Source organism: Pseudoalteromonas sp. SA25, assembly GCF_011378705.1.
Taxonomy (GTDB): domain Bacteria; phylum Pseudomonadota; class Gammaproteobacteria; order Enterobacterales; family Alteromonadaceae; genus Pseudoalteromonas; species Pseudoalteromonas arctica.
This window is the reverse complement of record NZ_WTKV01000011.1, coordinates 76,958-102,653: the sequence shown is the minus strand read 5'-3', so window position 1 is coordinate 102,653 and position 25,696 is coordinate 76,958. Positions and strand designations below refer to the sequence as shown.

Here is a 25,696-nt window from a genome sequence, read left to right as displayed (position 1 = left end):
AATAATGATAAAAAGAAATCTTGCTATGAAGTGAGAAATATTCAAGAATGTGAATATGTATTCAAAGTGCTATTGACTCTATTTAAGATAGAGGCTAGTTTTGTCCGTCTGTTAGCAAATCGTCGAGCAGTTCATCCACGCTAACAGTGCAGCAAGGGGAGGGGTCTATGTTATACGACTCAAAGTTAGAAAAAGAAAATTGTGGCTTTGGCTTAATAGCCCAAGTTAATGGTCAAGCTAGTCATAGGCTTATTCGTACTGCTATTACGGGGCTTGATCGCATGCAGCACCGTGGTGGTATATCTGCCGATGGTAAAACAGGTGATGGCTGTGGTTTATTATTACAAAAACCAGATAGCTTTTTCCGTGCTATTGCTAGTGAACATAACTGGCACTTAGGCAAAAACTACGCAGTGGGTATGATATTTTTAAATTCAGATCCTGTTTTAGCGCAAGCTGCAAAAAAAATACTTAGCGAAGAATTAGAAAAAGAAACGTTAAATATTTTAGGTTGGCGCGTTGTGCCAACCGACCCATCTATGTTGGGTCCTATTGCTGTACAGCAATTACCTGGTTTTGAACAAATTTTTGTTAGCGCGCCAGAAGGTTGGCGTTCTAAAGACTTAGAGCGTCGCTTATATGTAGCACGCCGCCGCGCTGAAAAGCGCATTGTTGATGACGAAGCTTTCTATATCGCAAGTCTATCTGGTTTGGTAACTATCTATAAAGGCTTAATGATGCCTGCAGATTTACCAAATTTTTACCTAGATTTAGCTGATATTCGTATGACGAGTGCGATTTGTGTTTTCCATCAACGCTTTTCTACTAATACTCAGCCGCGTTGGCCTTTAGCTCAACCTTTCCGCTATTTAGCACACAATGGTGAAATTAATACTATTGAAGGTAACCGCCAGTGGGCACGCGCACGTTCATATAAGTTTGCGTCACCGCTTATTCCTGATTTACAAAGCGCAGCGCCGTTTGTAAACGAAACCGGCTCTGATTCATCAAGCCTAGATAATATGCTTGAGCTATTTTTAGCTGGTGGCATGGATTTATTCCGCGCTATGCGTATGCTCGTACCACCTGCATGGCAGAAAAACCGTGCAATGGACGACGATTTACGTGCATTTTACGACTTTAACTCTATGCATATGGAACCATGGGATGGCCCGGCAGGTATTGTTATGTCGGATGGTCGTTTTGCGGCTTGTAACCTTGACCGTAATGGACTTCGCCCAGCGCGTTATGTAATTACACAAGATGGCTTTATTACGCTTGCATCAGAAGTGGGTATTTGGGATTACACTGCCGATGAAGTAGTTGAAAAAGGCCGTGTTGGTCCAGGTGAATTATTAGTTATTGATACTAAGCTTGGCAAAATTTGGCACTCAGATGAAATCGATCAAGATTTAAAGTCTCGCCATCCTTACAAGTCATGGCTTGAGGAGAACGTTAAGCGTTTAGTACCATTTGAAGAGCTTACTGAGCAAGACGCCGGTAATCGCTCATTTGATGACGAAACGCTAGCTAAATATCAAAAAATGTTTGGTTATACCAACGAAGAGCTTGATAGCGTTATTCGTGTAATGGGTGAAAACGGCCAAGAAGCAACCGGCTCAATGGGTGATGACACGCCATTTGCAGTGCTTAGTGAAGGGCATCGTTCGCTTTATGATTACTTCCGCCAAAAATTTGCGCAAGTAACAAATCCACCTATCGATCCACTGCGTGAAAATCATGTAATGTCACTTGCGACATGTATTGGTAGTGAGCAAAACGTATTTAACGAAACAACAGGCCATGCTAAGCGCCTACAGTTTGATACGCCAATTTTAATGTACGCAGACATGCAGCAGCTATTAAATGCTGATGAAGCGCATTACAGCTACTGTAAAATTGATATTACCTACACAGTTGAAGAAGGTTTAGAAAATGCGGTCACGCGTATTTGTGACCAAGCACAAGAAAAAGCAGCCGCTGGTTGTATAATGCTTATTTTAACTGACCGTAACTTTAATGAAGCAAATTTGCCGATTCCGGCAGCTATGGCTGTAGGTGCGGTACAAAAACGATTAGTTGATAACAATCTTCGCTGTGAATCAAACATTATCATTGAAACCGGTAGCGTGCGTGATGCGCATCAGTTTGCTGTGTTATTAGGCTTTGGTGCTACGGCAATTTATCCATACCTTGCGTATGAATCGTTAGTTGCGATGAGCGACAGCAAAATTATTAATAAGTCGTATTGCGAAGTAACTCTTGCTTACCGTAAAGCCATTAACAAGGGCTTATACAAAATCATGTCTAAAATGGGCATAAGTACGGTTGCGTCATATCGCTGCTCAATGTTGTTTGAAGCGGTTGGTTTATCTGACGCTATTGTACAAATGTGCTTTAAAGGTGTGGCAAGTCGCATACAGGGCGCATGCTTTACCGACTTTGATGACGATCAGCAAAGCTTACACAAACTCGCTCTAAGTAAGCGTAAATTATTAAGCCACGGCGGCTTGTTTAAGTACGTACATGGCGGCGAGTATCATGCTTATAATCCTGATGTAATCCAAACCCTGCAAAAAGCAGTTCGTTCTGGTGAATATAGTGATTACAGTGAATATGCAAAACTTGTTAATACGCGTCCTATTGCCACTTTACGTGACATGCTTGCGCTTAAAATTCCAGAGCAAGGCATTAGCATCGATGATGTAGAGCCTGCAGAAAACCTATACAAGCGTTTCGATTCAGCAGCAATGAGTATTGGTGCATTATCGCCAGAAGCGCATGAGGCTCTAGCAATTGCAATGAACCGCTTAGGCGGTTGTTCAAACTCTGGTGAAGGCGGTGAAGATAAGCTGCGTTATGGTACCGAGAAAAACTCGCGTATTAAACAAGTTGCTTCAGGTCGATTTGGCGTAACGCCGCATTATTTACGCAGTGCTGACGTTATTCAAATTAAAGTAGCGCAAGGTGCAAAACCAGGCGAAGGCGGTCAATTACCGGGTGAAAAAGTAACCCCATACATTGCTAAACTTCGTTATTCGGTTCCCGGTGTTACGTTAATTTCGCCACCACCACATCACGATATTTATTCAATTGAAGATTTAGCGCAGCTAATTTTCGATTTGAAACAAGTAAACCCTAAAGCGCTAATTTCTGTAAAACTGGTTTCAGAACCAGGCGTAGGAACCATTGCAACGGGTGTTGCTAAAGCGTATGCCGATTTAATTACTATTTCTGGCTATGATGGTGGTACAGGCGCAAGCCCACTTACTTCAGTTAAATATGCAGGTAGCCCATGGGAGCTAGGACTTGCAGAAACGCAGCAAGCCCTTGTTGAAAATGGACTGCGTCATCGTATTCGCTTGCAAACAGATGGTGGCTTAAAAACGGGTTTAGATATAATTAAAGCGGCAATTTTAGGTGCAGAAAGTTTTGGCTTTGGTACCGGCCCAATGGTTGCGCTTGGTTGTAAATACTTACGAATTTGCCATTTAAACAACTGTGCGACCGGTGTTGCAACACAAGACGAAACACTTCGTCAAAAGCATTACCACGGCTTACCAGAAATGGCGATGAACTACTTTAAGTTTATAGCGCAAGAAGCACGTGAAATCATGGCTAGCTTGGGTGTTGTAAACTTAACTGATTTAATCGGTCGTTTAGATTTGCTTGAAGCAATTGAAGGCAAAACAGCAAAACAGAAGAAAATTGATTTATCTTCAGTAATTGCTCAGCCTAATAACCCAACTGGCGAAACACTTTATTGTAGTGCGCCTAATAGCTCACATTATTTAGGCAAGCTTAATGAGAGCCTACTTGCTAAGGCGCAAGAAGCAATTGATGCTTCAAGCGGTATTTCACTAGTAAGTCGTATTTGTAATACCGACAGATCGGTAGGTGCAATGCTTTCTGGCTATATTGCCGATAAATATGGCAACCAAGGAATGGCGGCAGATCCTGTAGCAATTGAGCTACACGGTACTGCGGGTCAATCATTTGGTGTGTGGAATGCCGGCGGCCTTGAAATGACACTGGTTGGCGATGCAAACGATTACGTAGGTAAAGGCATGGCGGGTGGCAAGTTAGTTATTCGTCCACCACTTGGCTCGTCGTTCGAAAGTCACAAAGCCACAATTGCAGGCAACACATGTTTATACGGTGCAACAGGCGGCAAACTGTTTGCTGCAGGTTGTGCAGGCGAGCGCTTTGCAGTTCGTAACTCAGGTGTGCAAGCGGTTGTTGAAGGTGTAGGTGACAACTGTTGTGAATACATGACGGGCGGCGTTGTATGTGTACTGGGCAATGTAGGCGTTAACTTTGGCGCGGGTATGACAGGTGGTTTTGCTTATATTTTAGATGAGCGAAATGATTTTGAAAAACGCATTAATCCAGAGCTTGTCGAAATAGTAACACTAGACGAATTAACGTCGCATCAAGAACATTTACGCGGCTTAATTGCTGAGCATTTAGAGCTTACGGGTTCGTGCAGAGCAGAAAGTATTTTGGCTAACTTTGAATTGTACTTACCGATGTTCAAATTAGTAAAACCAATATCAAGTGACGTAAAAAGTTTACTCGGGCATCGCGCTCGCAGTAGTGCCGAACTACGTGTTCAGGCGCAATAAGGGGGCAGTATGAGCGAAAATGTATATCAATTTATAGACGTGCAGCGTGTAGACCCACGCAAAAAACCAATCTCGTCACGTAAAAAATCTTTCGTAGAAATTTACGAACCCTTTTCAGAGAATCAGGTTAACTCACAAGCTGACCGTTGTTTAGATTGTGGTAACCCATACTGTGAGTGGAAATGTCCAGTACATAACTACATTCCACAATGGTTAAAGTTAATACGCACGGGCCGTATTATAGAGGCGGCTGAGCTTTCTCATCGTACAAATAGCTTACCAGAGGTTTGTGGGCGTGTTTGCCCACAAGACCGCTTGTGTGAAGGCTCGTGTACGCTCGATGAAGAGTTTGGTGCGGTTACAATAGGTAATATTGAAAAATACATTACTGATGAGGCATTTAAAATGGGCTGGAAGCCTGATATGTCTTATGTAACATGGACTGACAAAAAAGTAGCCATTATTGGTGCGGGCCCTGCAGGTTTAGGGTGTGCTGATATTTTGGTGCGTAACGGTGTTAAACCAGTAGTGTTTGATCGTCACCCAGAAATAGGTGGACTACTCACATTTGGTATTCCTTCTTTTAAACTTGAAAAATCAGTAATGCAAAAGCGCCGTGAAATTTTCACTGAAATGGGCGTAGAGTTTAAGTTAAATGTTGAAGTAGGTGTTGATATTACACTTGATCAAATTTTAGCTGATTACGACGCTGTGTTTTTAGGGGTTGGTACGTATCAGAGTATGCGTGCAGGTCTTGAAAATGAAGATGCAGCGGGTGTTCACGATGCATTGCCGTTTTTGATTGGTAACACGAACCGTGTAATGGGCTACGACGAGACAAAACAACCGTGTATTGATATGGCTAATCAAAAAGTAGTTGTACTTGGTGGTGGTGATACAGCGATGGACTGTGTGCGTACGTCTATTCGACAAAATGCTGCAAAAGTAACGTGTGCTTATCGTCGTGATAAAGAAAATATGCCAGGCTCTAAACGTGAAGTTAAAAACGCGAAAGAAGAAGGCGTTATATTTACGTATAACGTTCAGCCTAAAGGCATTGTACTGAACGATAAAGGTAAAGTGACCGGCGTTAAAATGGTTAAAACTAAATTAGGTGAACCTGACGCAAAAGGCAGAAGCCGTGCTGAAGAAGTACCTGGTTCAGAACATGTTATTGAAGCTGATCAAGTTATTATGGCGTTTGGTTTCCAACCTCACAAAATGGATTGGTTAGAAAAATACGATGTAGAAATAAACAACTGGGGCGGTATTAACGCACCAGAACAAGGTGAGTTTACACATCAAACTACTAACCCTAAAATATTTGCTGGTGGCGACATTGTACGTGGTTCAGATTTAGTGGTAACTGCTATTTTTGAAGGACGTAACGCTGCAGAAGGTATTATGGATTACTTAAAAGTTTAATTTTTCGTTTTAAAATAACGATATTTAAAGCAAGCCAAGTGGCTTGCTTTTTTATTTGTTTTATCCAAATGTAATGTCAACGTAATTAGTGACAAATGGGGCTATATTTATACCACCTTTTGTATGGCTTTCTTGAACAACACCTTTTGTTAGTAACTTCATGTAGAAACCTTATATAGTAACTTTCAGAGAAACTGCTTTGTTATTATGGGTTGTTCTTTATAAGCCAAATGCGATTTCTTTGGGTATCTACTAAGCGGCTTTCAGGGCTCATTTCATATATATAAACGTTATCGACACTTCTTTCTTCTATGTCGTTTATACACTCTAATACCAATTCGCTTAATTAAGTAATCTATTTTGAGATAACAAAATTATGTCGATAATGAGGCTAAAGTTTCGCTACTTAGGTGTTCTCGGCAATTACCTCTACATTGCTTTGTATTCATGCAGTCGTATCTCGAAAGTTTTAACGCAGTTAGCGCCAAGTTCAATCCTTGAAATTGATTGAGTATTATCGCGGATTGGTATAATGCGTGTATTTTTTTGTAACGGCACTTTTATTGATTAATGTGTTGTTTACTCGGTCCAGGCACAATTCATAGAATAGTTACTACCATCTTTAACTATGCAGGTTTAAATTATTTTTTGACTACCAGTCAGTTCGATTATTGCAGGAATAAAAGGGCGTACTTATATAATTTAGCAAATGGTATTAGTGCCAAGCAATTTAATATCGTAAAAATGTACTTACCTGAGATAAATGCAAGAGGCTAAAAATATGTGCACAATTGTCAGTGCTGATTACTAACCTTAATAGTTGATTTAAATATAAAGTAGGTTCATTATTGCACGCTGTTTACGGTTTGCTTACTTTATATCTATAAGTTTGCTTTTATACATTAATAAATAAATAGAAATTATGTACGAATATTCAAACAATTTAGAAAGGAAGCTCATTGTTCGGTTCTTTTCCTCAATAGGCTTTATAGCAACGTTTTCGATGGCTAGCTTAGCCTTTATTAACAGCAGCTATTTATTAGCATTTACTTTGGTTGTTTCTTCGTTTGTTTACTTATCTGCGTTTAATATAGGTAGAGGTGTAGAGAAGTCTGCAACTGTAATTTTATATAACCTGTATGCACTGATGTTTTATCTTGTACTTACAGGAGGAGCACAAGGTACAGGGCCTATATGGATATTTATAGTGTCTCCTGTTACTTATTCAATTCGAGGGCTTAAACGAGGGACGTTTGATATTGTTTTATTTTTATCGGCGATTGTTCTCGGTTTCTATTGCGCTGATACATTTACTATATATGACTACAATCCTGAGCAGTTTCCAGTCAGAATCATACTCGCTTTTATAATTGTTGCATCGCTGAGTGGTTATTACGAATTTTCAAGAGAAAAATACAGCAGTAAATTAATTGCTTTAAGCCAAAAAAATGAATTTTTAGCAACTATAGATCCACTCACTAATCTACCAAACCGTCGTTTCACTATGAATAAGCTTATAGCTTTTAAAAATGAGCTTAAAAATAATAATATTCCGTTTGTAATATTATTAGCTGATGTAGATAACTTTAAAAAAATTAATGATCAATTCGGCCATGATTTTGGCGATGAAGCTCTTATCCATTTAGCCAAAACATTTGAAAATAATATTCCGCAAAATGCGATTGCTTCACGTTGGGGCGGTGAGGAGTTTTTAATTGTGATTCCAAATGTAACCGTTGATGAGGGCGAGATCGTTGCAGAAAAAATCCATAATGCCCTTAAAGCTTCAGCTGTAAGCTTATTTTCAGATAGTGTAAATATAACGCTAAGTATTGGCATCACAGCTGCAAACGCTGAGCGCTCAATTGACCTAGATATTAAGCATGCTGATGAACTACTTTATAAAGCAAAAGAGCAAGGTAAAAACAGAACGTGCTCTTTTTAAATGTTTATTTACTTTAATCCATTGAAAACGAATCAAGGGATGGCCTTATTTTAGCCTTTCTGCGTTTTAAGCTCATGTAGCATATTACAATACACGCAATCTGCATTGTAATTAAAACCCAATAACTAACACCTAAATCACTTAGTCCATTTATTTTTTCGCTAGTAAAGTAATAGGCCACAACGATTAGTTGAAAAACTAAAAAGCTATTTAAAAACTTAAATAAACGTTGTTTAAAACAAGTATGTTTATATTTACTAAATATAATTAAACAGGTGCTTAGTACTAATAACAACCAACTTAAAATTATACAAAAATCAACTAAAGTACTGTGCATTATTTAATCCTTGAAGACGTTATTTACTAACACATTAGGCATGAGCCATTATTAGTTCTTTAGCATTTGCTTTAGCTGTTTTGCTTATGTTATCGCCGCCAAGTAAACGGGCTATTTCATTAATACGGCCATCTTTATTTAAAGGCAGCATATGAGTAAACGTTTCGCCTTGTGCTATTTCTTTAGCTACAAAAAATTGCTGATGTGCACTACTGGCAACTTGCGGTAAATGAGTAACACAAATTACTTGAGTTGATTTACCTAATTGGCGTAATAACTTACCTACAGCAGATGCCGTTGGGCCAGAAATACCTACATCAACTTCATCAAAAATAAGTGTTGGGGTTGTTACTTTTTGGGCAATAATTACCTGTATAGCAAGACTTATACGAGAAAGCTCACCACCTGATGCTACTTTAGCTAATGGCTGAAGTGGTTGCCCTGGATTAGTTGATACTAAAAACGAGACATTATCAAAGCCTAGGCTGTTTGGTGTACGATTACTCTCTTGAGTTAAGGCTATTTCAAAAACACCGTTTTCCATTGATAAATTAGCCATGCTTTCACTTATTAGTGTGTTAAGTGTATTAGCATACTCGCAGCGGCTTTTACTTAATTCATCAGCAGTTTGCTTGTAACTAAGTAACGCGCTTTCTATTTCTGACTCAAGCTGCTCCAGACGATTACTATTATTACTTATTGACTCAAGTTCTTGAGCAATCGATTGATGAAACTCAACTAACTGCTGTGGTTTTATATGATGCTTACGCGCTAAATCCATCGCTCCACTTAGCCTATTTTCTACTTCAACTAAGCGTGCCGGGTCTAAATCTGCTTGCTCAGTGTAATTGCGCACTTCGCGGCTTGCTTCTTCAACTTGTACAGCGGCTTCGCTAAGCATAGCAGCTACGCTTGCTAAACTTTCGTCATATTGAGCCAGTTCGGTAAATTGTTGAGCGCTGTGCTGTAGTAATGAGCAAGCGTTTTGCTCATCACTTTCATATAAGTGTTGTAACTCACGTTGGCACGATTCTAATATTGTTTGGCTATTGCTTAGTTTGTAATGCTCAGCCTCAATTAAATCAAACTCATTTTCTTGTAATGCAAATTCATCAAGCTCAGCAACTTGATACTCTAACAATTGTTTTTGCGCTGCTTGTTGCTGCTGTTGTTGTTCTAAGTGTTTAAATTCTTTTTGTAAGTTAGCAAACTGTTTATAGTTTTTATTTACTGAGTTTACTAAGTGGTGATGCCCTGCATAGGCATCTAAAAGCTGTAACTGATGCTCAGCTTTTAATAAATATTGGTGGGCATGTTGTCCATGAATAGATATTAAATATTGACCAAGTTCTTTTAATTGTGATGCGGTAACTGCACTACCATTAATATAGCTTTTACTACGGCCATTTTTACAAACAACACGACGTAATAAGCACTCGTTGTCAGAAGTGCTTAGCATATGTTGCTCTAAAAATGCTTGAGCAAGCGGTAGATCTGTTAAGTCAAATTGTGCACATACTTCCGCTTTATCAGAGCTTGGGCGAACTGCTGATGCTTCAGCGCGCTCACCTAAGCATAGCGATAGGGCATCAATAGCAATAGATTTACCAGCACCTGTCTCACCTGTGATCGCAGTCATACCGCTGCGCCATTCGGTGCTTAAATTACTTACGATTGCAAAATTTTTAACTTCTAAACCAATTAACATACTGTTTATCCATCCAGTCAATTAACTGTTAATTTATACAGTGTTTTGGTTTTTTGCAAATTAATTTTTTATTATTTAAGCAACACTTACATCTTGAGTAAACTGTGTATCGGAAGTTTGGGAAGATGCATCAATTTGATCATCAACAATATCAGTAGGTTGTATACTTTCTTCGGTTTTAAGCAGAGCAATGAGGGGAGGTAATGTATTAATATAAAAACTCTTATTGTATAAAATGCCTTGCTGGGGCAACTCAGATACAAAGTACTGTATATTATCAATCAATGGTTGAATTATATTTGTTTGATTGATTTTAATTAACTCGTTGGACAACGTATTAATTAGTAGGTCGGCAGTATCTTCAAGCTGTTGCAAGTTCTCGTCTGTATGTGATTGAACAACAAAAAAATTATTTACAATAGCTTGAATGCGAGGAACGTATTTTGGGCGAATTATTTTAGCATCAAGTAGATCATTAAGCTTTGCTTTAAGGCGCGTATTTACATGCGAAACACGTTCATTAAATAGCTTTTTTCTAGCTTCTATCGCTTTTTTACGGTTACTCTCAATTTTGAGGTAACTGTATAAAAGTGTAATTAATAGCAGTAAAGCAAAGAATACTACATAAGTCATTGCTACTCGTTCCTAAATTAGTTGATTATTATTTTAAGTCGCCATTTTGCTTTATAGTACTAAATTTGGCAATAAAATTAGTACAAACGACTACCCCAATTCAGTTTTGTACGTAAAACGTTGTAGTAAGAGTAATTTTTTGGATGAATTAAGCGCAATTGTTTATCGGCTTTTTTAATTACTACCTCATCGCCGGGTAATACGGCTAGCACTACGTGGCTGTCGCAGCTTACCTGTAGGCTATCTGTATTTTCTAGGCTTAGCTTTAAACGAACTTCATTATCGGCATCTACCACTAAAGGTCTGCTAGATAAGGTATGAGGAAACATAGGTACTAACGATATAGCATTTAGTTCTGGCGTTAATATTGGACCGCCACCTGAAAGTGAATACGCCGTAGAGCCTGTCGGGGTTGATACTATTAAACCATCGGAGCGCTGAGAAAACACAAAGTCATTATTTATAAAAGCTTCAAATTCAATCATGTGCGCTACTTTATCGGCATGAAGTACCGCTTCGTTAACGGCTGAGTTTGCACTTTTTAATTCGTTGTGGCGATATACTTCTACTTCTAATAAAAAACGTTTTTCTTCAAGATACTCACCACTGAGTACTTGCTCTAAGCTCGCTTCAAACCCTTCGGGGTTTAAATCAGTTAAAAAGCCAAGGTTGCCTCTATTTACACCAATTACAGCAATGTTAAAGCGCGCAAGTACGCGAGCTGCGCCAAGCATGTTACCGTCACCGCCTACAACAATGGCTAAATCGGCTTGTTCACCTAAGTCGACTAACTTAACAAGTTTGTCATGCGGAATATCGTCTAACTGACTCCCTGTGCGTTTTTCTACTATTACCTCAAAGCCAAGCGCAAGTAAAAAGGTATGTAAACGCTGAAGGGTAGCAGCGGCTCCCGGGTGATTAGGTTTGCCAATTAGGCCTATGGTGTTAAAAGGAGAGTCCATAATGTACGCACAAAGAGATTTAATAATAGTAGAGTAACTCAAAACAGAAGTGTTTGAAAATACAGATTATAGCAATATTATAAACCTTCAATTTTATTCGCAGTGAGTTAGCTGCACGACTTGAAAAAGAACTAAACGCCCCGATATCTCTTTCATGCAACAAGATGTAGATACCATGAAACTAAACCCACGAGATCAGCAAATTTTTTCAGCTGTTATGAACATGTACTGTAATGGTGAAGGCTTGCCTGTTCCATCAACAAAAATTGCCAAGCTCAAAGGCATGGCAGTGTGTTCGGCTACGGTTCGTAATGCTATGGCTCGCTTAGAAAAAGTGGGCTTATTGTATTCACCTCATACATCCGCAGGGCGAGTGCCGACAAATGAAGGGTTTGATTATTGGTTTGACGAATTTTTTGTGCTTGCTGATATTGCTAATTATTGGCAACCACAGCAGTCACAACTCGTTGAGCTAGCGCATGGTTTGAGCCAAAAATACCAAGTATGTTGTTGTGTTGGTTTACCTCAAGCCAGTTCACAGCAAGTGTTTAGAGTAGAAGTGCTTGATTTTGATTCTACCGACTGGCTTATTTTATTAATAGATAGGGCAGGGCAGAGTCACAATATTTGTATTGATAAACCTCATGATTCGTCAGACTCTGTTCGTTATCAATTTGCCACTTGGTTGAACACTGTATTTAGCCAACAAACCTTAATGGAAGGTTTGTACCGTATGCAAGCTATGGCAAATACAGCGCCTCGAAATTGCCATGATTCGCTTAATCAATGGACGCGACAACTAAGCCAAAAATTAGGCTCAGATAATAGTATTGTTGTTGGTGAAAATTACCTCTACAAACAAATAGACTGCGAACAAAGTTTAAATATTGGTGTTTCGTTTTTAAATTATGTAGAAGATAAACTCGCTTTTAAAAATGGTGTATCGGTACTTAATAGCGAAAAATTACCTTTTACTGAGTGCGATGAATTAATTGTAATAAGCGTGCCGTACTTTAAAAATCAAGAATATCAAAGCCGTTTTTGTATAATTTGTCCTAAATCAGCGCAGATTGAAGAAATAATTCAAGAATTTAAATTAATTGAGGCATCTAACTCTTGAATCTTTTTATTCAATCCCCATAATTACCGCAGTTGTAAAGAATTGGAGCACGTATTTTATGTCTGAGCAGACACAAAACCCTGAGCAAGAAGTAGAATTAAACGAAGAAATTTCTAAAATGCAGGCTGATGTAGAAGCAGCAGTAGAAGCCGCTGATCAGCATGCAGAACAAGAACAAAGCCCTGAAGCAGAAATTGCGATGTTATATGCAGAGCTTGAAGCTGCAAAGCAAACAATTGCTGATCAAAAAGACGGTGTTGTTCGTGCCGCAGCAGATGTAGATAATATTCGTCGTCGTGCAGCACAAGATGTAGAAAAAGCGCATAAATTTGCACTAGAAAAATTTGCTAACGAATTACTACCTGTAATTGATAACCTTGAACGTGCTATTGAATTTTCTGATAAAGAAAATGAGACACTAAAGCCGTTGCTTGAAGGTATCGATATGACGGTTAAGAGCTTTAATGACGCTGTTTCTAAATTTGGTGTTGAAATTGTAAACCCACAAGGTGAGCAGTTTAATCCAGATTTTCATCAAGCAATGTCAATTCAACCAAGTAACGATGTAACACCTAATACAGTACTTGCTGTTATGCAAAAAGGTTACACATTGAATGGTCGTTTATTACGCCCTGCAATGGTTATGGTTTCTAAAGCTGCTGACGCTTAATTAATTTAAGGTTATTAGCTTTGATAAAAATGCCTCATATTGAGGCATTTTTTTTGTCTTTTTTATAGTGAATTAGCTGTACGAGCATAGTGAGTAACACAGCACTAAACATTAAACTTGAAAATGGTACTGCGCTTTTTGCATGCATAATGGCGAGTAACGGGCCAACTAATGCACCACTACCAAAACGAAGTGTGCCAATTACGGCCGTTGCTGTACCTGTGTTTCTTTCAAACTTCATCAATATTAGCGAATCAGCATTACTTGCAGTGACACCTAAACTCATCATTAATGGCGCAATAGCAGCCACAATATAATAAAGTGATAAGTGCAATAAGCTAAATGTTAACAGCGAAAGGCCCGATACAAACCCACATACAAGCCCAATATAGAGCATTTTTCGAGAGCCCAGCCTTGGTACAATTCGCGTATTTAAAAAGTTACCAAACATCAGCGCCATTACATTAAACGCAAATAACACACCAAATAATTGTTCTGATACTTCATATAAATCCAAATATATAAAAGGTACTGAGGTTAAAAAGCAAAAAAATCCAAACGATACAAACATAGAACTGAGTATATCCGCACGTGCGTCTTTATTACTCAGTACTGTTTTATAGCTATCAAAAAATAGAGCGAGGCCTTTTTTCTCATTTTTATGAATAGGTATATCTATTAAATACACTTGTACAAACGCTAATATTAAAAAGCTATATCCAGCAAGAACCAAAAATATGGTTGACCAAACAGAAAATCCTAAAATAAACGAACCAACAGAGGGGGCTACTAACGGTGCTACCATCATGATCATCGACACATACGACATTCCCTTAGCTGTATTTTGCTGATAAATATGGCGAATAATACCCGGTACGACTACGGTTGCTGCCGCTCCGGTAAATGCTTGCACTGCTCTAAGAGTCCAAAACGCATGGATTTCGGTTGTAAATGCGAGTGCAAGTGAGCTTGCGCCAAATAGGGTTAAGCCAATACGTGCGAGCTTACGGCGGCCAATTTGATCGGCAATAGGGCCAAAAAATAACATCCCCAATGAATAACCCGCTAAGTAAATACTCAACGATATTTGTACATTTGGCATATTAGTTTGTAAATCGCTTGCAATTACCAGCATGGCAGGCAAATACATATCAATAGCCAAAGGAGTAATCGCCACGATACTGGCTAATAAAGGCAATAAAATACGGGTATTAAAAGACGAGGCTGAGGCGTCCATGTGTAAACTCAACAATCACTAAAAACAAGGGCTATAGTGTAACAGGGCATTGTATTTGGATAAACTTAGTTTGCCTGCTAAGTTTATCGTCTTATCGCATCCTTTTAATATAAAGGTATATAAAGCAAATATTTTAAATTGGTACTGTGTTTGCTATTCTACAAGCAATAAAAAATTCATTACTTAAGAGAATTATCATGAAAAAACTAGTACTTGCAGTATTAGCGACAGCCGTTTTAGTCGGTTGTAAAACGTCACCAACAGGACGCACTCAAATAGCGCTTTACTCAGATCAACAAATGAGTGAAATGGGCACTGCTAGTTTTGCGGATATGAAAAAAAGCCAACCAATTAATAAAGATGCAAAAACAAATGCATATGTAAATTGCATTGCTGAAAAAGTAGTGGCTGTATTACCAAAAGAATACGCGTCGCAAAATTGGGAAGTAGTTGTATTTGAAGATGAATCTGCTAACGCTTTTGCACTACCTGGTGGTTACATTGGGGTTCATACGGGCTTATTAAAAATAGCCACCAATCAAGACCAACTAGCAACAGTGCTAGGGCACGAAGTAGGGCACGTAATTGCTGAGCATTCTAATGAACGTGTTTCACAAAGCTCTATTTTAGATACCGGTATGCAACTTGGTAGTGCAGCACTTGAAATGGGTAACATTCAATACCGTAATGAAATTATGCAGGGTCTAGGCTTAGGCGCACAGTATGGTGTTGTTTTGCCATTTAGCCGTTCGCACGAGTCAGAAGCTGATGAAATTGGTTTAGATTTAATGGCTGAAGCAGGCTTTAATCCACAAGAATCAGTAACCCTTTGGCAAAATATGAGTGCAGCAGGTAGTGGTACAACACCTGAGTTTTTATCAACTCACCCAGCGCCAAGCAGTCGTATTAAAGACTTACAAGCACAAATGAGTAAAGCACTTAGCGAGCAAAGTACAGCTAAAACACAGGGTAAAAACCCACAATGTAAGCTGTAATCTAGTTTAATTACTAAATAAAAACCCCTGTGAGTAATTACTTACAGGGGTTTTTGTATTCAGTACTCACCTTTATTTAGTTGTAAGCGCTTTTTGTAATACATTTTTAAAGCGTTCAAAATCTTCAATGTGCGGCAGGTGCCCTAAGTTATCTAGTTCGAATAATTGTGCGTCAGGAATAAGTGTTGCAGCGTGTTTGCCTAATTTATCGTATCGACCAAGCTCGTAATCAACATCCTCTTTTTTCCAGTTACGGCCTGGACCGGTTCTATCGCGTGTACCAATAATTAATTTAACTGGCACAGTTAAATCTTTAAATTCGGTTATTACAGGTTGAGTGAAAATCATATCGTATGTTTTTGCATTCACCCATGCTATTTGTTCTTTATCTGGGCCTTGTATTTGCCCTGTTATAAAGTCAGTTAAGGCTGAATATGTTGTATTCCACTTACCATCGTAGTAATTTTTTTGCTGATAACGTTTAACGCCTTCCGGTGTTTTTGAAAGCTCGTTTTTATAGAAAAAATTAGTATCTTTGTAATCAACATACTGCAAGTAGTTTTCAAGCCCAATAGGGTTTAATAAAATTAGCTTTTTAGTGGCGTTTGGGTACATTAATGCAAAACGACTCGCTAGCATCCCGCCCATAGAGTGCCCAAGTACAATCGACTCTTTAATATTAAGTGAATCTATTAACGCGTGAGTATGATGAGCAAGCGTCGCAAACGAATACTGGTAATTAGTTGGCTTAGACGACTTGCCAAAACCAATTTGATCAGGGATTAATACCCCATAACCTAAAGATTGCAGATACTGAGCGGTTGTAGTCCAGTAGTCGGCGTTAAAATTTTTGCCATGCATAAGTGTAACTGTAGGCATACCGGCTTTAGTAGGCTTTAAGTAAATATAAGCCATTTTTAATGATTGTTTTTGCGACTCAAGTGCAAAGTAATTTACCTTAAAATCGTATTCGTAATTGCTTAATAGTGCATCATAAGAAAGGGCGGATGTATCTTGAGAAGGGCCAGCTAAGGTATTGTTTGTTAGTACTAATAAAGTAGAGAAACAAATAACTTTAATCGACGACATTCAGTTACTCCTATTAAAGGCGAACGCTTGGCTTAAAAAGAAGTACAACAATAACTAAGTATTTAAACCTGTTCAATTAAATGTTTTACGTGGACGAAAAAAAGCGAAGCTAAAATAGTGCTTCGCTTATTATTACTGAGTAAAGAGCTGATTGTTGAAGCTTAAAATGTCCACTCAATATGGATTTGTGGTACCGATTCAGTGACTTCAGTACCTAATTTGTTGTGCCAGTATTGTAATTCCATTCCCAGCAGTAGTGTGTTTTCTTTCATTTGTAGGGCGTGACCCATATCCCACACTAAAATAGGCTGTGCTAGTATCCAAGCTTGTACATCGTTACCAAATTCATCTTCACGCTCTGCGATGTATTCAGCGTGGCCTTTAAAGCTAAACTTTTGTGAGCCAATAGTGAAAGGATATTCAAAAGCTACATCAAGCATCCAACTATTAGTTTCAATAGGTGCGCCGCCTTTTGCTACACCTTCACTATCGTCAATGTAGGCTGTGAACAGCGTTTGAAAAAAGTTAAACCCAGGTACATCCCAGCTTAATTTAACACCTGGTAGATACTTCATTACTTTTGCATCACCAGCAACGTTAATACCGCCCGTTAGGCCAACATCTAATAATGCGCCAGAGCCAATTTGCTTACCAGTGATGGCAGATAAGCTAACCGTTGAGTACCACTCACCATAAAAATCAGCATCTTGGTAACCGTCATCTATATCGTCTTTACTGTAATCAATAAAAAAGAAATTATCGCCGTAGTCATAGCCCGATGCATGTTGAAGCGAGTAAACAGTGGTGTCTGACTCTTGCTTAGAAAATGGATTTTTTTGGCTGCCATTATTTATATGTACTGCTGTACTGCTCCAATTGGCAGCGAAAGCCGACGATGATAAAGCGAGAGAAGTAAGGGTAATAAAAGGGAGTGATTTTTTAAATTTCATAACTGTTTATAACTATAATTTTAGTGACACGCGGAAGCGGCAATTATAGCAGAAGAGATTGATTTGTTGATCGCTAATTTAACACATGTTGCAGCCTACTTAATAAGCTGCAACATGTAATGACTCAATTTATTACGCTTTATTACGGCGTAAACAAATAATAGTAATCGCCGTAAATGCTAAAATAAAACAGTAATAAGAAGACGTTGATACTTCCCACGGGCTAATTTTAAACGTAGCACCTAACAGTAGCGCTTGTGCGCCATAAGGAAGTGAGCCTTGCGTTACACAAGCAAATATATCAAGCAAACTTGCAGAGCGTTTACCGCTTATTTCACCATCATCTGCTAGCTTTTTAGCAATAGGGCCAGCAACAATAATTGATACGGTATTATTGGCAATACACATATTACTTGTCATAACCAATGCTGCAATACCTAATTGGTCAGCCACTTTACGGTGCCATTTTGCGATGATTTTAGTTATGGCTTGAATTTTTTGAGCAATGTAATCAAGGCCACCATTAATGCGAATAAATTCAGATAAGCCACCAATAAACATTGATAGTAAAAATATTTCCTGCATATCGGTAAAGCCCTTGTAAATGTCTTTTACAAAGCTTGCGCCTTCATAACTTCCTGTAAAGCCCATTAATGCAGCAAAAATAATACCGCTAAACAACACGACAAATACGTTCAAGCCAGCAACTGCTAACACTAAAATAAAGGCATAAGGAAGTACTAACCAAATATCGTAATCTTTGGTCTCAACTACTTGTGCTGCAGGTGTTAAATAAAACAACAAGCCAATAGTTAGTATTGCAGCAGGGACTGCAATTTTAAGATTCTCTTTAAATTTGTCTTTCATTTCACAGCCCTGCGTTCGCGTGGCTGCAATAGTGGTGTCGGAAATAATTGATAAGTTATCGCCAAACATAGCGCCAGATACAATCGTACCTGCCATTAATGCTGGATCGATACCTGTTTTAATTGATACTGCATAAGCAATAGGCCCAATAGCACCGATTGTTCCCATTGACGTCCCCATAGCTGTTGATACAACCGCTGCAATTAAAAATAAGCCAGGGAGCAATAACGCAGGAGGAATAAGTGATAAGCCAGCATTTACTACCGCATCTACACCACCGGTTGCACTGGCAACAGCAGAAAACGCACCTGCAAGTAAGTAGATTAAACACATGGTAATAATATTGTTGTGTCCGGCACCCTTAATAAAGGTCTCTACACATTCGTTTACTGTGCCTTTATTTAAAATAAACGCAAGCATAATGGCGGGTAATATAGCCACTGGAGCAGGAAGTTGATAAAAAGCGTAGTCAACCCCTTGCGATTGTAAATATAAACCAGAGCCCAAAAATAGTGCTACAAAGGTTAAAAGGGGTAGTAAAGAAAGTATTGCTTTATTTTTGTTAAATGATGGCTGCATCATAATCCTCGAAACCAGTTAATTTACAACAGCCAAAAATTCCTCTTTTAGCTGAATTTAGCAAATCTACCTACTATGTTAATCATTAACAAAATTAGGAGAGTGCAGCGCCCGCAAGCCAAAGACCAAATCGACGCGAAAGAGAAGTTTAAATGTATAGATGGCTAAAGTAAACTGGTATTGTTATTATTATTAAATTAAAAGGTCACCTGACTATTGCATGACTTTTAGATAATATCTACAAAGTAACGCTATTTTCAGCGATTAATATTTGTCCAACTGCATAAAAATGCCCAAGCGCGTATTTGTAATGCACCGGATATATACTCAGATTAGTAAAAAACGGATCCAAATTTAAATTAGGTAAAAACAATGACTACAAATCGAATAGGCGTTTTTGGTGCTAATGGCAGAATGGGCTTAGCTCTATTAGAAGCAGCGACAATTAAAGAGCAAACACAACTTACAGGTGCATACGTTCGTAGCAGTTCATCGTTATTAGGTATTAATGTAAATCAAGTAAATAGCGCAGCCGATAACAGTGTTAGCTTTAGCGAAGAAACCACAATAGATAATGTAGATGTTTTAATCGACTTTACGCTTCCCGCTGGTATGAAAAACCATTTAAAAACCGCTGTAGCACAAAAAATTCCTATGGTTATTGGTACAACGGGCTTAACAAGCGACGATATGGCACTTTTACACGATGCCGCTAAGCATATTCCTATTGTATTTGCGCGAAACTACAGTGTAGGAGTCAATGTATTACTGAACCTTGTGCAAACCGCAGCGACCAAATTTGGTGACGATTTAGATATTGAAATATTTGAAGCGCATCATCGTCATAAAATCGATGCGCCATCGGGCACAGCATTAGCCATTGGCGAATCAATTGCACAGGCTAAAGGCTGGGACCACGACGAGGTTGCTGTATATGACCGCAGCCAAGTGGAGACCGCTAAATCGCAAAATGAAATTGGTTATTCGGTACTAAGAGGGGGCGATATAGTAGGTGAACACACCGCATACTTCGCCACAATGGGCGAAAGACTCGAATTAACCCATAAAGCAAGTTCAAGAATGACATTCGCTCTAGGTGCTGTAAGGGCTGCAAGCTGGTTGAAAAACAAACCTGTAGGACTTTATGATATGCAAGATGTACTAGATCTGAAGTAGTTTAGTTACTTTTTTAACTGTTTGGGTCTAATTTTGCCTACAGTGACTTGTTTGTAACAATTTACTAAATAATATTAGACCTAAAAGCTAACTTAATGTACTATGCAGCCAATTTGCCAAAAATTACTAAATGCGTGTTTCCAATTATACCCAAGTGGCTAGTAAATCCGGGGTTTCAGTGGGAATAAAAATAGTTTTAGGCAAGAAAAAATGATTGAAGGTTGAATGCTTTACATCTGCATCATTTAAGACTGCGTAAAACAATTTAAGCTCACAGAAATCTGGTTTTGACGATCCCTCTGGGTATTGGCGGGGTGTTAAGCAATTGCTTACTCCCGTTTTTTACTGTTAGGAGGTTTAACTTGACTAAATCCGCTCTGTTAGTCCTAGAAGACGGCACAGTGTTTCGCGGTACTGCAATCGGCGCTGACGGCATGTCAGTCGGTGAAGTAGTATTCAATACGTCTATGACTGGTTATCAAGAAATTTTGACTGATCCATCATACGCGGAACAAATCGTAACTTTGACGTACCCACATATCGGTAATACGGGTACCAACAGCGAAGACGAAGAAGCGAATCAAATTTGGGCTAAAGGCCTAGTGATCCGTGATTTGCCACTGCTAGCAAGTAATTTTCGTAACGAGCAATCGTTAGATGATTACTTAAAAGAACGTAATATTTTAGGTATTGCGGACATCGACACCAGAAAGTTAACTCGAATTTTGCGTGATAAAGGCGCACAAAACGGGTGTATTATTGCTGGCGACGAGCTAGACGAAAATAAAGCGCTACAAGCCGCGCAAGCCTTCCCAGGCTTAAAAGGTATGGATTTAGCAAAAGTTGTCTCAACCAAGGAAAATTTTGAGTGGCGCGAATCAAGCTGGACATTAGGCGAAGGATTTAAAACCCTTGATGCTGCTGATGAAAAGTTTCATGTTGTTGCCTACGACTTCGGTGTAAAGCGTAATATTTTACGTATGCTTGTAGACCGTGGTTGTAAACTTACAGTAGTACCAGCGCAAACCTCTGCCGCTGACGTACTGGCTTTAAACCCTGATGGTATCTTCCTATCTAATGGCCCTGGCGATCCTGAGCCATGTACTTACGCTATTGATGCAATTAAAACCTTTTTAGAAACCGACACACCAATTTTTGGTATCTGTTTAGGTCATCAGTTATTAGCCCTTGCCTCAGGTGCTAAAACAGAAAAAATGAAATTTGGCCACCACGGCGCTAATCACCCAGTTAAAGACCTAGACCGCGATGTAGTTATGATCACAGCTCAAAACCATGGTTTTGCAGCTCAAGAGTCAAGCCTGCCAAGTACGCTTCGTGCTACGCACAAATCGTTATTTGACGGAACGCTTCAAGGTATTCATCGTACAGATAAACCTGCGTTTAGCTTCCAGGGTCACCCTGAAGCAAGCCCTGGTCCGCACGATGCAGCCCCATTATTTGACCACTTCATCGATTTGATGCAAGCGCGTAAACACTAATTTAACTGGAGTAATAATGCCAAAACGTACCGACATAAAAAGCATTCTTATCTTAGGCGCAGGCCCAATTGTAATTGGTCAAGCTTGTGAATTTGACTACTCTGGTGCTCAAGCGTGTAAAGCACTTAGAGAAGAAGGCTACAGAGTTATATTAGTTAACTCAAACCCTGCAACTATCATGACCGACCCTGATATGGCTGATGCAACATACATCGAGCCAATTCACTGGGAAGTGGTAGAAAAAATTATTGAAAAAGAAAAGCCAGATGCAGTACTGCCTACAATGGGTGGTCAAACGGCATTAAACTGTGCGCTCGAACTAGACAAGCACGGTGTATTGGCTAAACATGGTGTTGAACTAATTGGTGCAACGGCCGATGCAATCGACAAAGCAGAAAACCGTGAACGCTTTGACGTAGCAATGAAAAATATTGGTCTTGAATGTCCTCGTGCTGAGATTGCTCACTCTATGGATGAAGCCAAAGACATCATAACGCGCATTGGTTTACCATGTATTATCAGGCCTTCTTTTACTATGGGCGGCACCGGCGGCGGTGTGGCGTATAATTTAGAAGAGTTTGAAGAAATTTGTGAACGAGGCTTAGATTTATCGCCAACGAACGAATTACTAATTGATGAATCACTGATTGGTTGGAAAGAGTACGAAACAGAAGTTGTACGTGATAAAAACGACAACTGTATTATTGTTTGTACCATTGAAAACTTTGACCCTATGGGTGTTCACACTGGCGATTCAATCACCGTTGCACCAGCGCAAACGCTAACCGACAAAGAATACCAAATTATGCGTAACGCCTCTATGGCAGTATTACGTGAAATTGGTGTAGAAACTGGCGGATCTAACGTGCAGTTTGGTATTAATCCTGAAGATGGCCGTATGGTTATCATTGAGATGAACCCACGTGTATCACGTTCATCTGCATTAGCATCAAAAGCAACGGGTTTCCCAATTGCTAAAATTGCAGCAAAACTAGCCGTAGGTTATACGCTTGACGAGCTTCAAAACGACATTACGGGTGGCAAAACTCCCGCGTCTTTTGAGCCTTCAATCGATTACGTTGTTACAAAAATTCCTCGCTTTAACTTTGAAAAATTTGCCGGTGCAAACGACCGTTTAACTACGCAAATGAAATCAGTTGGCGAAGTAATGGCAATTGGTCGTAACCAACAAGAATCATTACACAAAGCATTACGTGGTCTTGAAGTGGGTGCAACGGGATTTAACCCGATAGTTGCGCTTGATGATCCTAAAGCAAAAGAAAAAATAATTCGTGAACTACGCGAGCCAGGCGCTGAGCGTATTTGGTACATTGCCGATGCAATGCGCCATGGTATGAGCGTTGATGATGTTTACGAACTGACTAAAGTTAACCGCTGGTTCTTAGTACAAATAGAAGACATTTTAAAAGACGAAGCAAAAATAGCGAAAGTAGGCATGGCGGGTTTAAATGCTGACTTCCTACGTAAACTTAAACGCAAAGGCTTTGCAGATCCGCGTATAGCAGAAATTGCAGGTGTATCTGAAGCTGAAATTCGTAAAAAACGTCATTTATTAAACATCGTGCCAGTATACAAACGTGTTGATACGTGTGCAGCAGAATTTAGCTCAGACACTGCTTACATGTACTCAACTTACGATGAAGAGTGTGAAGCTAACCCAACAGATCGTGATAAAATCATGGTTATTGGTGGTGGTCCAAACCGTATCGGTCAAGGTATTGAGTTTGATTACTGTTGTGTACATGCCTCGCTTGCGCTTCGCGAAGACGGTTACGAAACTATTATGGTTAACTGTAACCCTGAAACGGTATCTACCGATTACGATACATCTGACAGGTTATACTTTGAACCAATTACGCTTGAAGACGTACTCGAAATCGTACGTGTTGAAAAGCCAAAAGGCGTTATCGTGCAGTACGGTGGTCAAACACCACTTAAGCTAGCGCGTGAGCTTGAAGCCAATGGCGTACCAGTGATTGGTACTTCACCTGATGCGATTGACCGTGCAGAAGACCGCGAACGTTTCCAACAACTTGTTGAGCGTTTAAACTTACTTCAGCCAGAAAATGCAACAGTAACTTCAACCGAAGAAGCCTTACTTAAATCAGTTGAAATTGGCTTCCCGTTAGTAGTACGCCCGTCGTATGTACTAGGCGGTCGTGCGATGGAAATTGTATACGACGAAGATGATTTACGTCGCTACATGACCGAAGCTGTACAAGCATCAAACGAAGCACCTGTATTACTGGATCGTTTCTTAGATAACGCGATTGAAGTTGACGTTGACGCAATTTGTGACGGCGAGCAAGTAATTATCGGCGGTATCATGGAGCACATTGAGCAAGCGGGTGTTCACTCGGGTGACTCAGCCTGTTCATTACCAGCACATTCTTTATCACAAGAAGTGCAAGACGTAATGCGCAAGCAAGTAACCGACATGGCGCTTGAACTTGGTGTTGTTGGCTTGATGAATACACAGTTTGCAGTTAAAGATGGCAAAGTGTACTTAATCGAAGTTAACCCACGCGCTGCACGTACTGTACCGTTTGTATCTAAAGCAACCGGTGTGGCGCTTGCAAAAGTAGCTGCACGTTGTATGGCTGGTCAGTCTTTAGCAAGCCAAGGTATTACTAAAGAAGTGATCCCTCCTTACTACAGCGTTAAAGAAGTTGTTTTACCATTTGCTAAGTTTCAGGGTGTGGATCCAATCCGTGGTCCTGAGATGCGTTCAACAGGTGAAGTGATGGGTGTTGGTGATACTTTCGCCGAAGCATTCGCAAAAGCACAATTAGGTGCAAGCAACACTTTACCACGCGGTGGTCGCGCGCTATTATCTGTTCGTAATAGCGATAAGCCACGTATTGTTGAATTAGCCAAAATCATGACCGACTTAGGTTTTGAACTTGACGCAACTGGTGGCACGGCACAAGCTCTTGAAGAAGCTGGCATTGAAGTACGACGTGTAAACAAAGTATATGAAGGCCGCCCGCATATTCTTGATTATATCAAGAATAAAGAGTACAGCTATATCGTTAATACCACCGAAGGTCGCCAAGCGATCGAAGATTCGAAGGTGTTACGTCGTGGTGCATTGCAAAATAAAACCAACTATACGACAACCTTGAACGCGGCATTCGCTAACTGTACTGCTAATAAAGCAGATGACCGCAGCAAAGTGACGTCAGTTCAAGAGCTACATCTGCGATTGAACTAAGGAAATGTGCCAAGGCCAACTAGGGCCTTGGTGTTAAGTGAGAAAAGTATGCAATCAATTCCGATGACAGTTCGTGGCGCAGATTTACTGCGTAAAGAGCTTAACGAATTAAAAACAGTTACCCGTCCTAAAATCGTAAGTGATATTGCGGTTGCACGTGAACATGGTGACTTAAAAGAAAACGCTGAATACCACGCTGCGCGTGAGCAACAGGGTTTTTGTGAAGGGCGTATTCAAGAAATTGAAGCTAAACTTTCAAATGTTCAAATTATCGACGTAACTAAAATGCCAAATACCGGTAGAGTTATTTTTGGCACTACGGTGACTATTGTAAATATAGAAACCGATGCTGAAGTAAAATACCGTATTGTGGGCGATGACGAAGCAAATATTAAAAACAACTTAATATCTGTTAACTCACCGATTGCACGTGGCTTAATTGGTAAACAAATGGACGACGCAGTGTCTATTCAAACGCCAAAAGGTATTGTTGAGTTCGAAATTATTGAAGTTGAGTATCTTTAACGCATAACTCACTTTAACGTTTTTAAATAAAAACCGATGTAATTACATCGGTTTTTTTATGTCTATAATTTAACCTTTAATGGTAGGCGCGTTTGTACAGTATTCATGTTCTATAAATA

Annotated in this window: 17 protein-coding genes; 10 read left to right on the top strand and 7 right to left on the bottom strand. The window is 39.5% G+C overall.

Annotated features, from left to right (window positions below):
* Positions 1-167 precede the first annotated feature (167 nt).
* From gltB to GQR45_RS10880, 3 genes are all read left to right on the top strand, one after another.
* Positions 168-4,625, top strand: coding sequence for a glutamate synthase large subunit (gene gltB / locus GQR45_RS10890; protein ID WP_165725905.1), 4,458 nt, complete (start codon positions 168-170; stop codon positions 4,623-4,625).
* 9 nt (positions 4,626-4,634) lie between these two features.
* Positions 4,635-6,050: an FAD-dependent oxidoreductase gene (locus tag GQR45_RS10885; RefSeq protein ID WP_007584567.1), complete on the top strand. Its 1,416-nt coding sequence runs from the start codon at positions 4,635-4,637 to the stop codon at positions 6,048-6,050.
* A gap of 922 nt (positions 6,051-6,972) precedes the next feature.
* Complete coding sequence (locus tag GQR45_RS10880; RefSeq protein ID WP_240920220.1) at positions 6,973-7,995, top strand: GGDEF domain-containing protein; 1,023 nt, start codon at positions 6,973-6,975, stop codon at positions 7,993-7,995.
* 371 nt (positions 7,996-8,366) lie between these two features.
* On the opposite strand, the gene recN is transcribed toward GQR45_RS10880, so the two are convergent.
* From recN to nadK, 3 genes are all read right to left on the bottom strand, one after another.
* Positions 8,367-10,040, bottom strand: coding sequence for a DNA repair protein RecN (gene recN, locus GQR45_RS10875; RefSeq protein ID WP_007584560.1), 1,674 nt, complete (start codon positions 10,038-10,040; stop codon positions 8,367-8,369).
* A 75-nt stretch (positions 10,041-10,115) separates the two neighbouring features.
* On the bottom strand, positions 10,116-10,673 hold the full coding sequence (locus tag GQR45_RS10870; protein ID WP_007584558.1) for a hypothetical protein: 558 nt from the start codon (positions 10,671-10,673) through the stop codon (positions 10,116-10,118).
* A 77-nt stretch (positions 10,674-10,750) separates the two neighbouring features.
* Positions 10,751-11,635 carry an NAD(+) kinase gene (nadK, locus tag GQR45_RS10865; protein WP_004335384.1) on the bottom strand — a complete coding sequence of 295 codons (885 nt, stop codon included), beginning with the start codon at positions 11,633-11,635 and terminating at the stop codon, positions 10,751-10,753.
* 154 nt (positions 11,636-11,789) lie between these two features.
* Here nadK and GQR45_RS10860 point away from each other — a divergent pair, with 154 nt between their 5' ends.
* Together GQR45_RS10860 and grpE are read left to right on the top strand one after the other, a co-directional pair.
* Positions 11,790-12,755: an HrcA family transcriptional regulator gene (locus tag GQR45_RS10860; protein WP_024590838.1), complete on the top strand. Its 966-nt coding sequence runs from the start codon at positions 11,790-11,792 to the stop codon at positions 12,753-12,755.
* Between the two features lie 58 nt (positions 12,756-12,813).
* Complete coding sequence (gene grpE / locus GQR45_RS10855) at positions 12,814-13,425, top strand: nucleotide exchange factor GrpE (protein WP_007375833.1); 612 nt, start codon at positions 12,814-12,816, stop codon at positions 13,423-13,425.
* A gap of 34 nt (positions 13,426-13,459) precedes the next feature.
* Here grpE and GQR45_RS10850 read toward each other — a convergent pair whose 3' ends face one another.
* On the bottom strand, positions 13,460-14,662 hold the full coding sequence (locus GQR45_RS10850) for a Bcr/CflA family efflux MFS transporter (RefSeq protein ID WP_165725904.1): 1,203 nt from the start codon (positions 14,660-14,662) through the stop codon (positions 13,460-13,462).
* Between the two features lie 197 nt (positions 14,663-14,859).
* Here GQR45_RS10850 and GQR45_RS10845 point away from each other — a divergent pair, with 197 nt between their 5' ends.
* Positions 14,860-15,657 (top strand): M48 family metallopeptidase, encoded by a 798-nt coding sequence (locus tag GQR45_RS10845; protein WP_165725903.1) that lies wholly within the window; start codon positions 14,860-14,862, stop codon positions 15,655-15,657.
* Between the two features lie 72 nt (positions 15,658-15,729).
* Here GQR45_RS10845 and GQR45_RS10840 read toward each other — a convergent pair whose 3' ends face one another.
* The 3 genes from GQR45_RS10840 to GQR45_RS10830 form a co-directional block, all read right to left on the bottom strand.
* Entirely contained in the window at positions 15,730-16,746 is a 1,017-nt protein-coding gene (locus tag GQR45_RS10840) for an alpha/beta hydrolase (RefSeq protein ID WP_165725902.1), read from the bottom strand.
* A gap of 161 nt (positions 16,747-16,907) precedes the next feature.
* Positions 16,908-17,696: a nucleoside-binding protein gene (locus tag GQR45_RS10835; protein ID WP_165725901.1), complete on the bottom strand. Its 789-nt coding sequence runs from the start codon at positions 17,694-17,696 to the stop codon at positions 16,908-16,910.
* 132 nt (positions 17,697-17,828) lie between these two features.
* Positions 17,829-19,142, bottom strand: a complete 1,314-nt coding sequence (locus GQR45_RS10830) for a Na+/H+ antiporter NhaC family protein (protein ID WP_165725900.1) — start codon at positions 19,140-19,142, stop codon at positions 17,829-17,831.
* A 372-nt stretch (positions 19,143-19,514) separates the two neighbouring features.
* Between GQR45_RS10830 and dapB the strand changes: the two genes are divergently transcribed.
* The 4 genes from dapB to greA all read left to right on the top strand — a co-directional run bounded on the left by dapB (position 19,515) and on the right by greA (position 25,577).
* Entirely contained in the window at positions 19,515-20,318 is an 804-nt protein-coding gene (gene dapB, locus GQR45_RS10825; RefSeq protein WP_024592675.1) for a 4-hydroxy-tetrahydrodipicolinate reductase, read from the top strand.
* 362 nt (positions 20,319-20,680) lie between these two features.
* Positions 20,681-21,817, top strand: coding sequence for a glutamine-hydrolyzing carbamoyl-phosphate synthase small subunit (gene carA / locus GQR45_RS10820; protein WP_007375827.1), 1,137 nt, complete (start codon positions 20,681-20,683; stop codon positions 21,815-21,817).
* 16 nt (positions 21,818-21,833) lie between these two features.
* On the top strand, positions 21,834-25,052 hold the full coding sequence (carB, locus tag GQR45_RS10815; protein WP_165725899.1) for a carbamoyl-phosphate synthase large subunit: 3,219 nt from the start codon (positions 21,834-21,836) through the stop codon (positions 25,050-25,052).
* 48 nt (positions 25,053-25,100) lie between these two features.
* Positions 25,101-25,577: a transcription elongation factor GreA gene (gene greA / locus GQR45_RS10810; protein ID WP_010553419.1), complete on the top strand. Its 477-nt coding sequence runs from the start codon at positions 25,101-25,103 to the stop codon at positions 25,575-25,577.
* Positions 25,578-25,696: the final 119 nt, after the last annotated feature.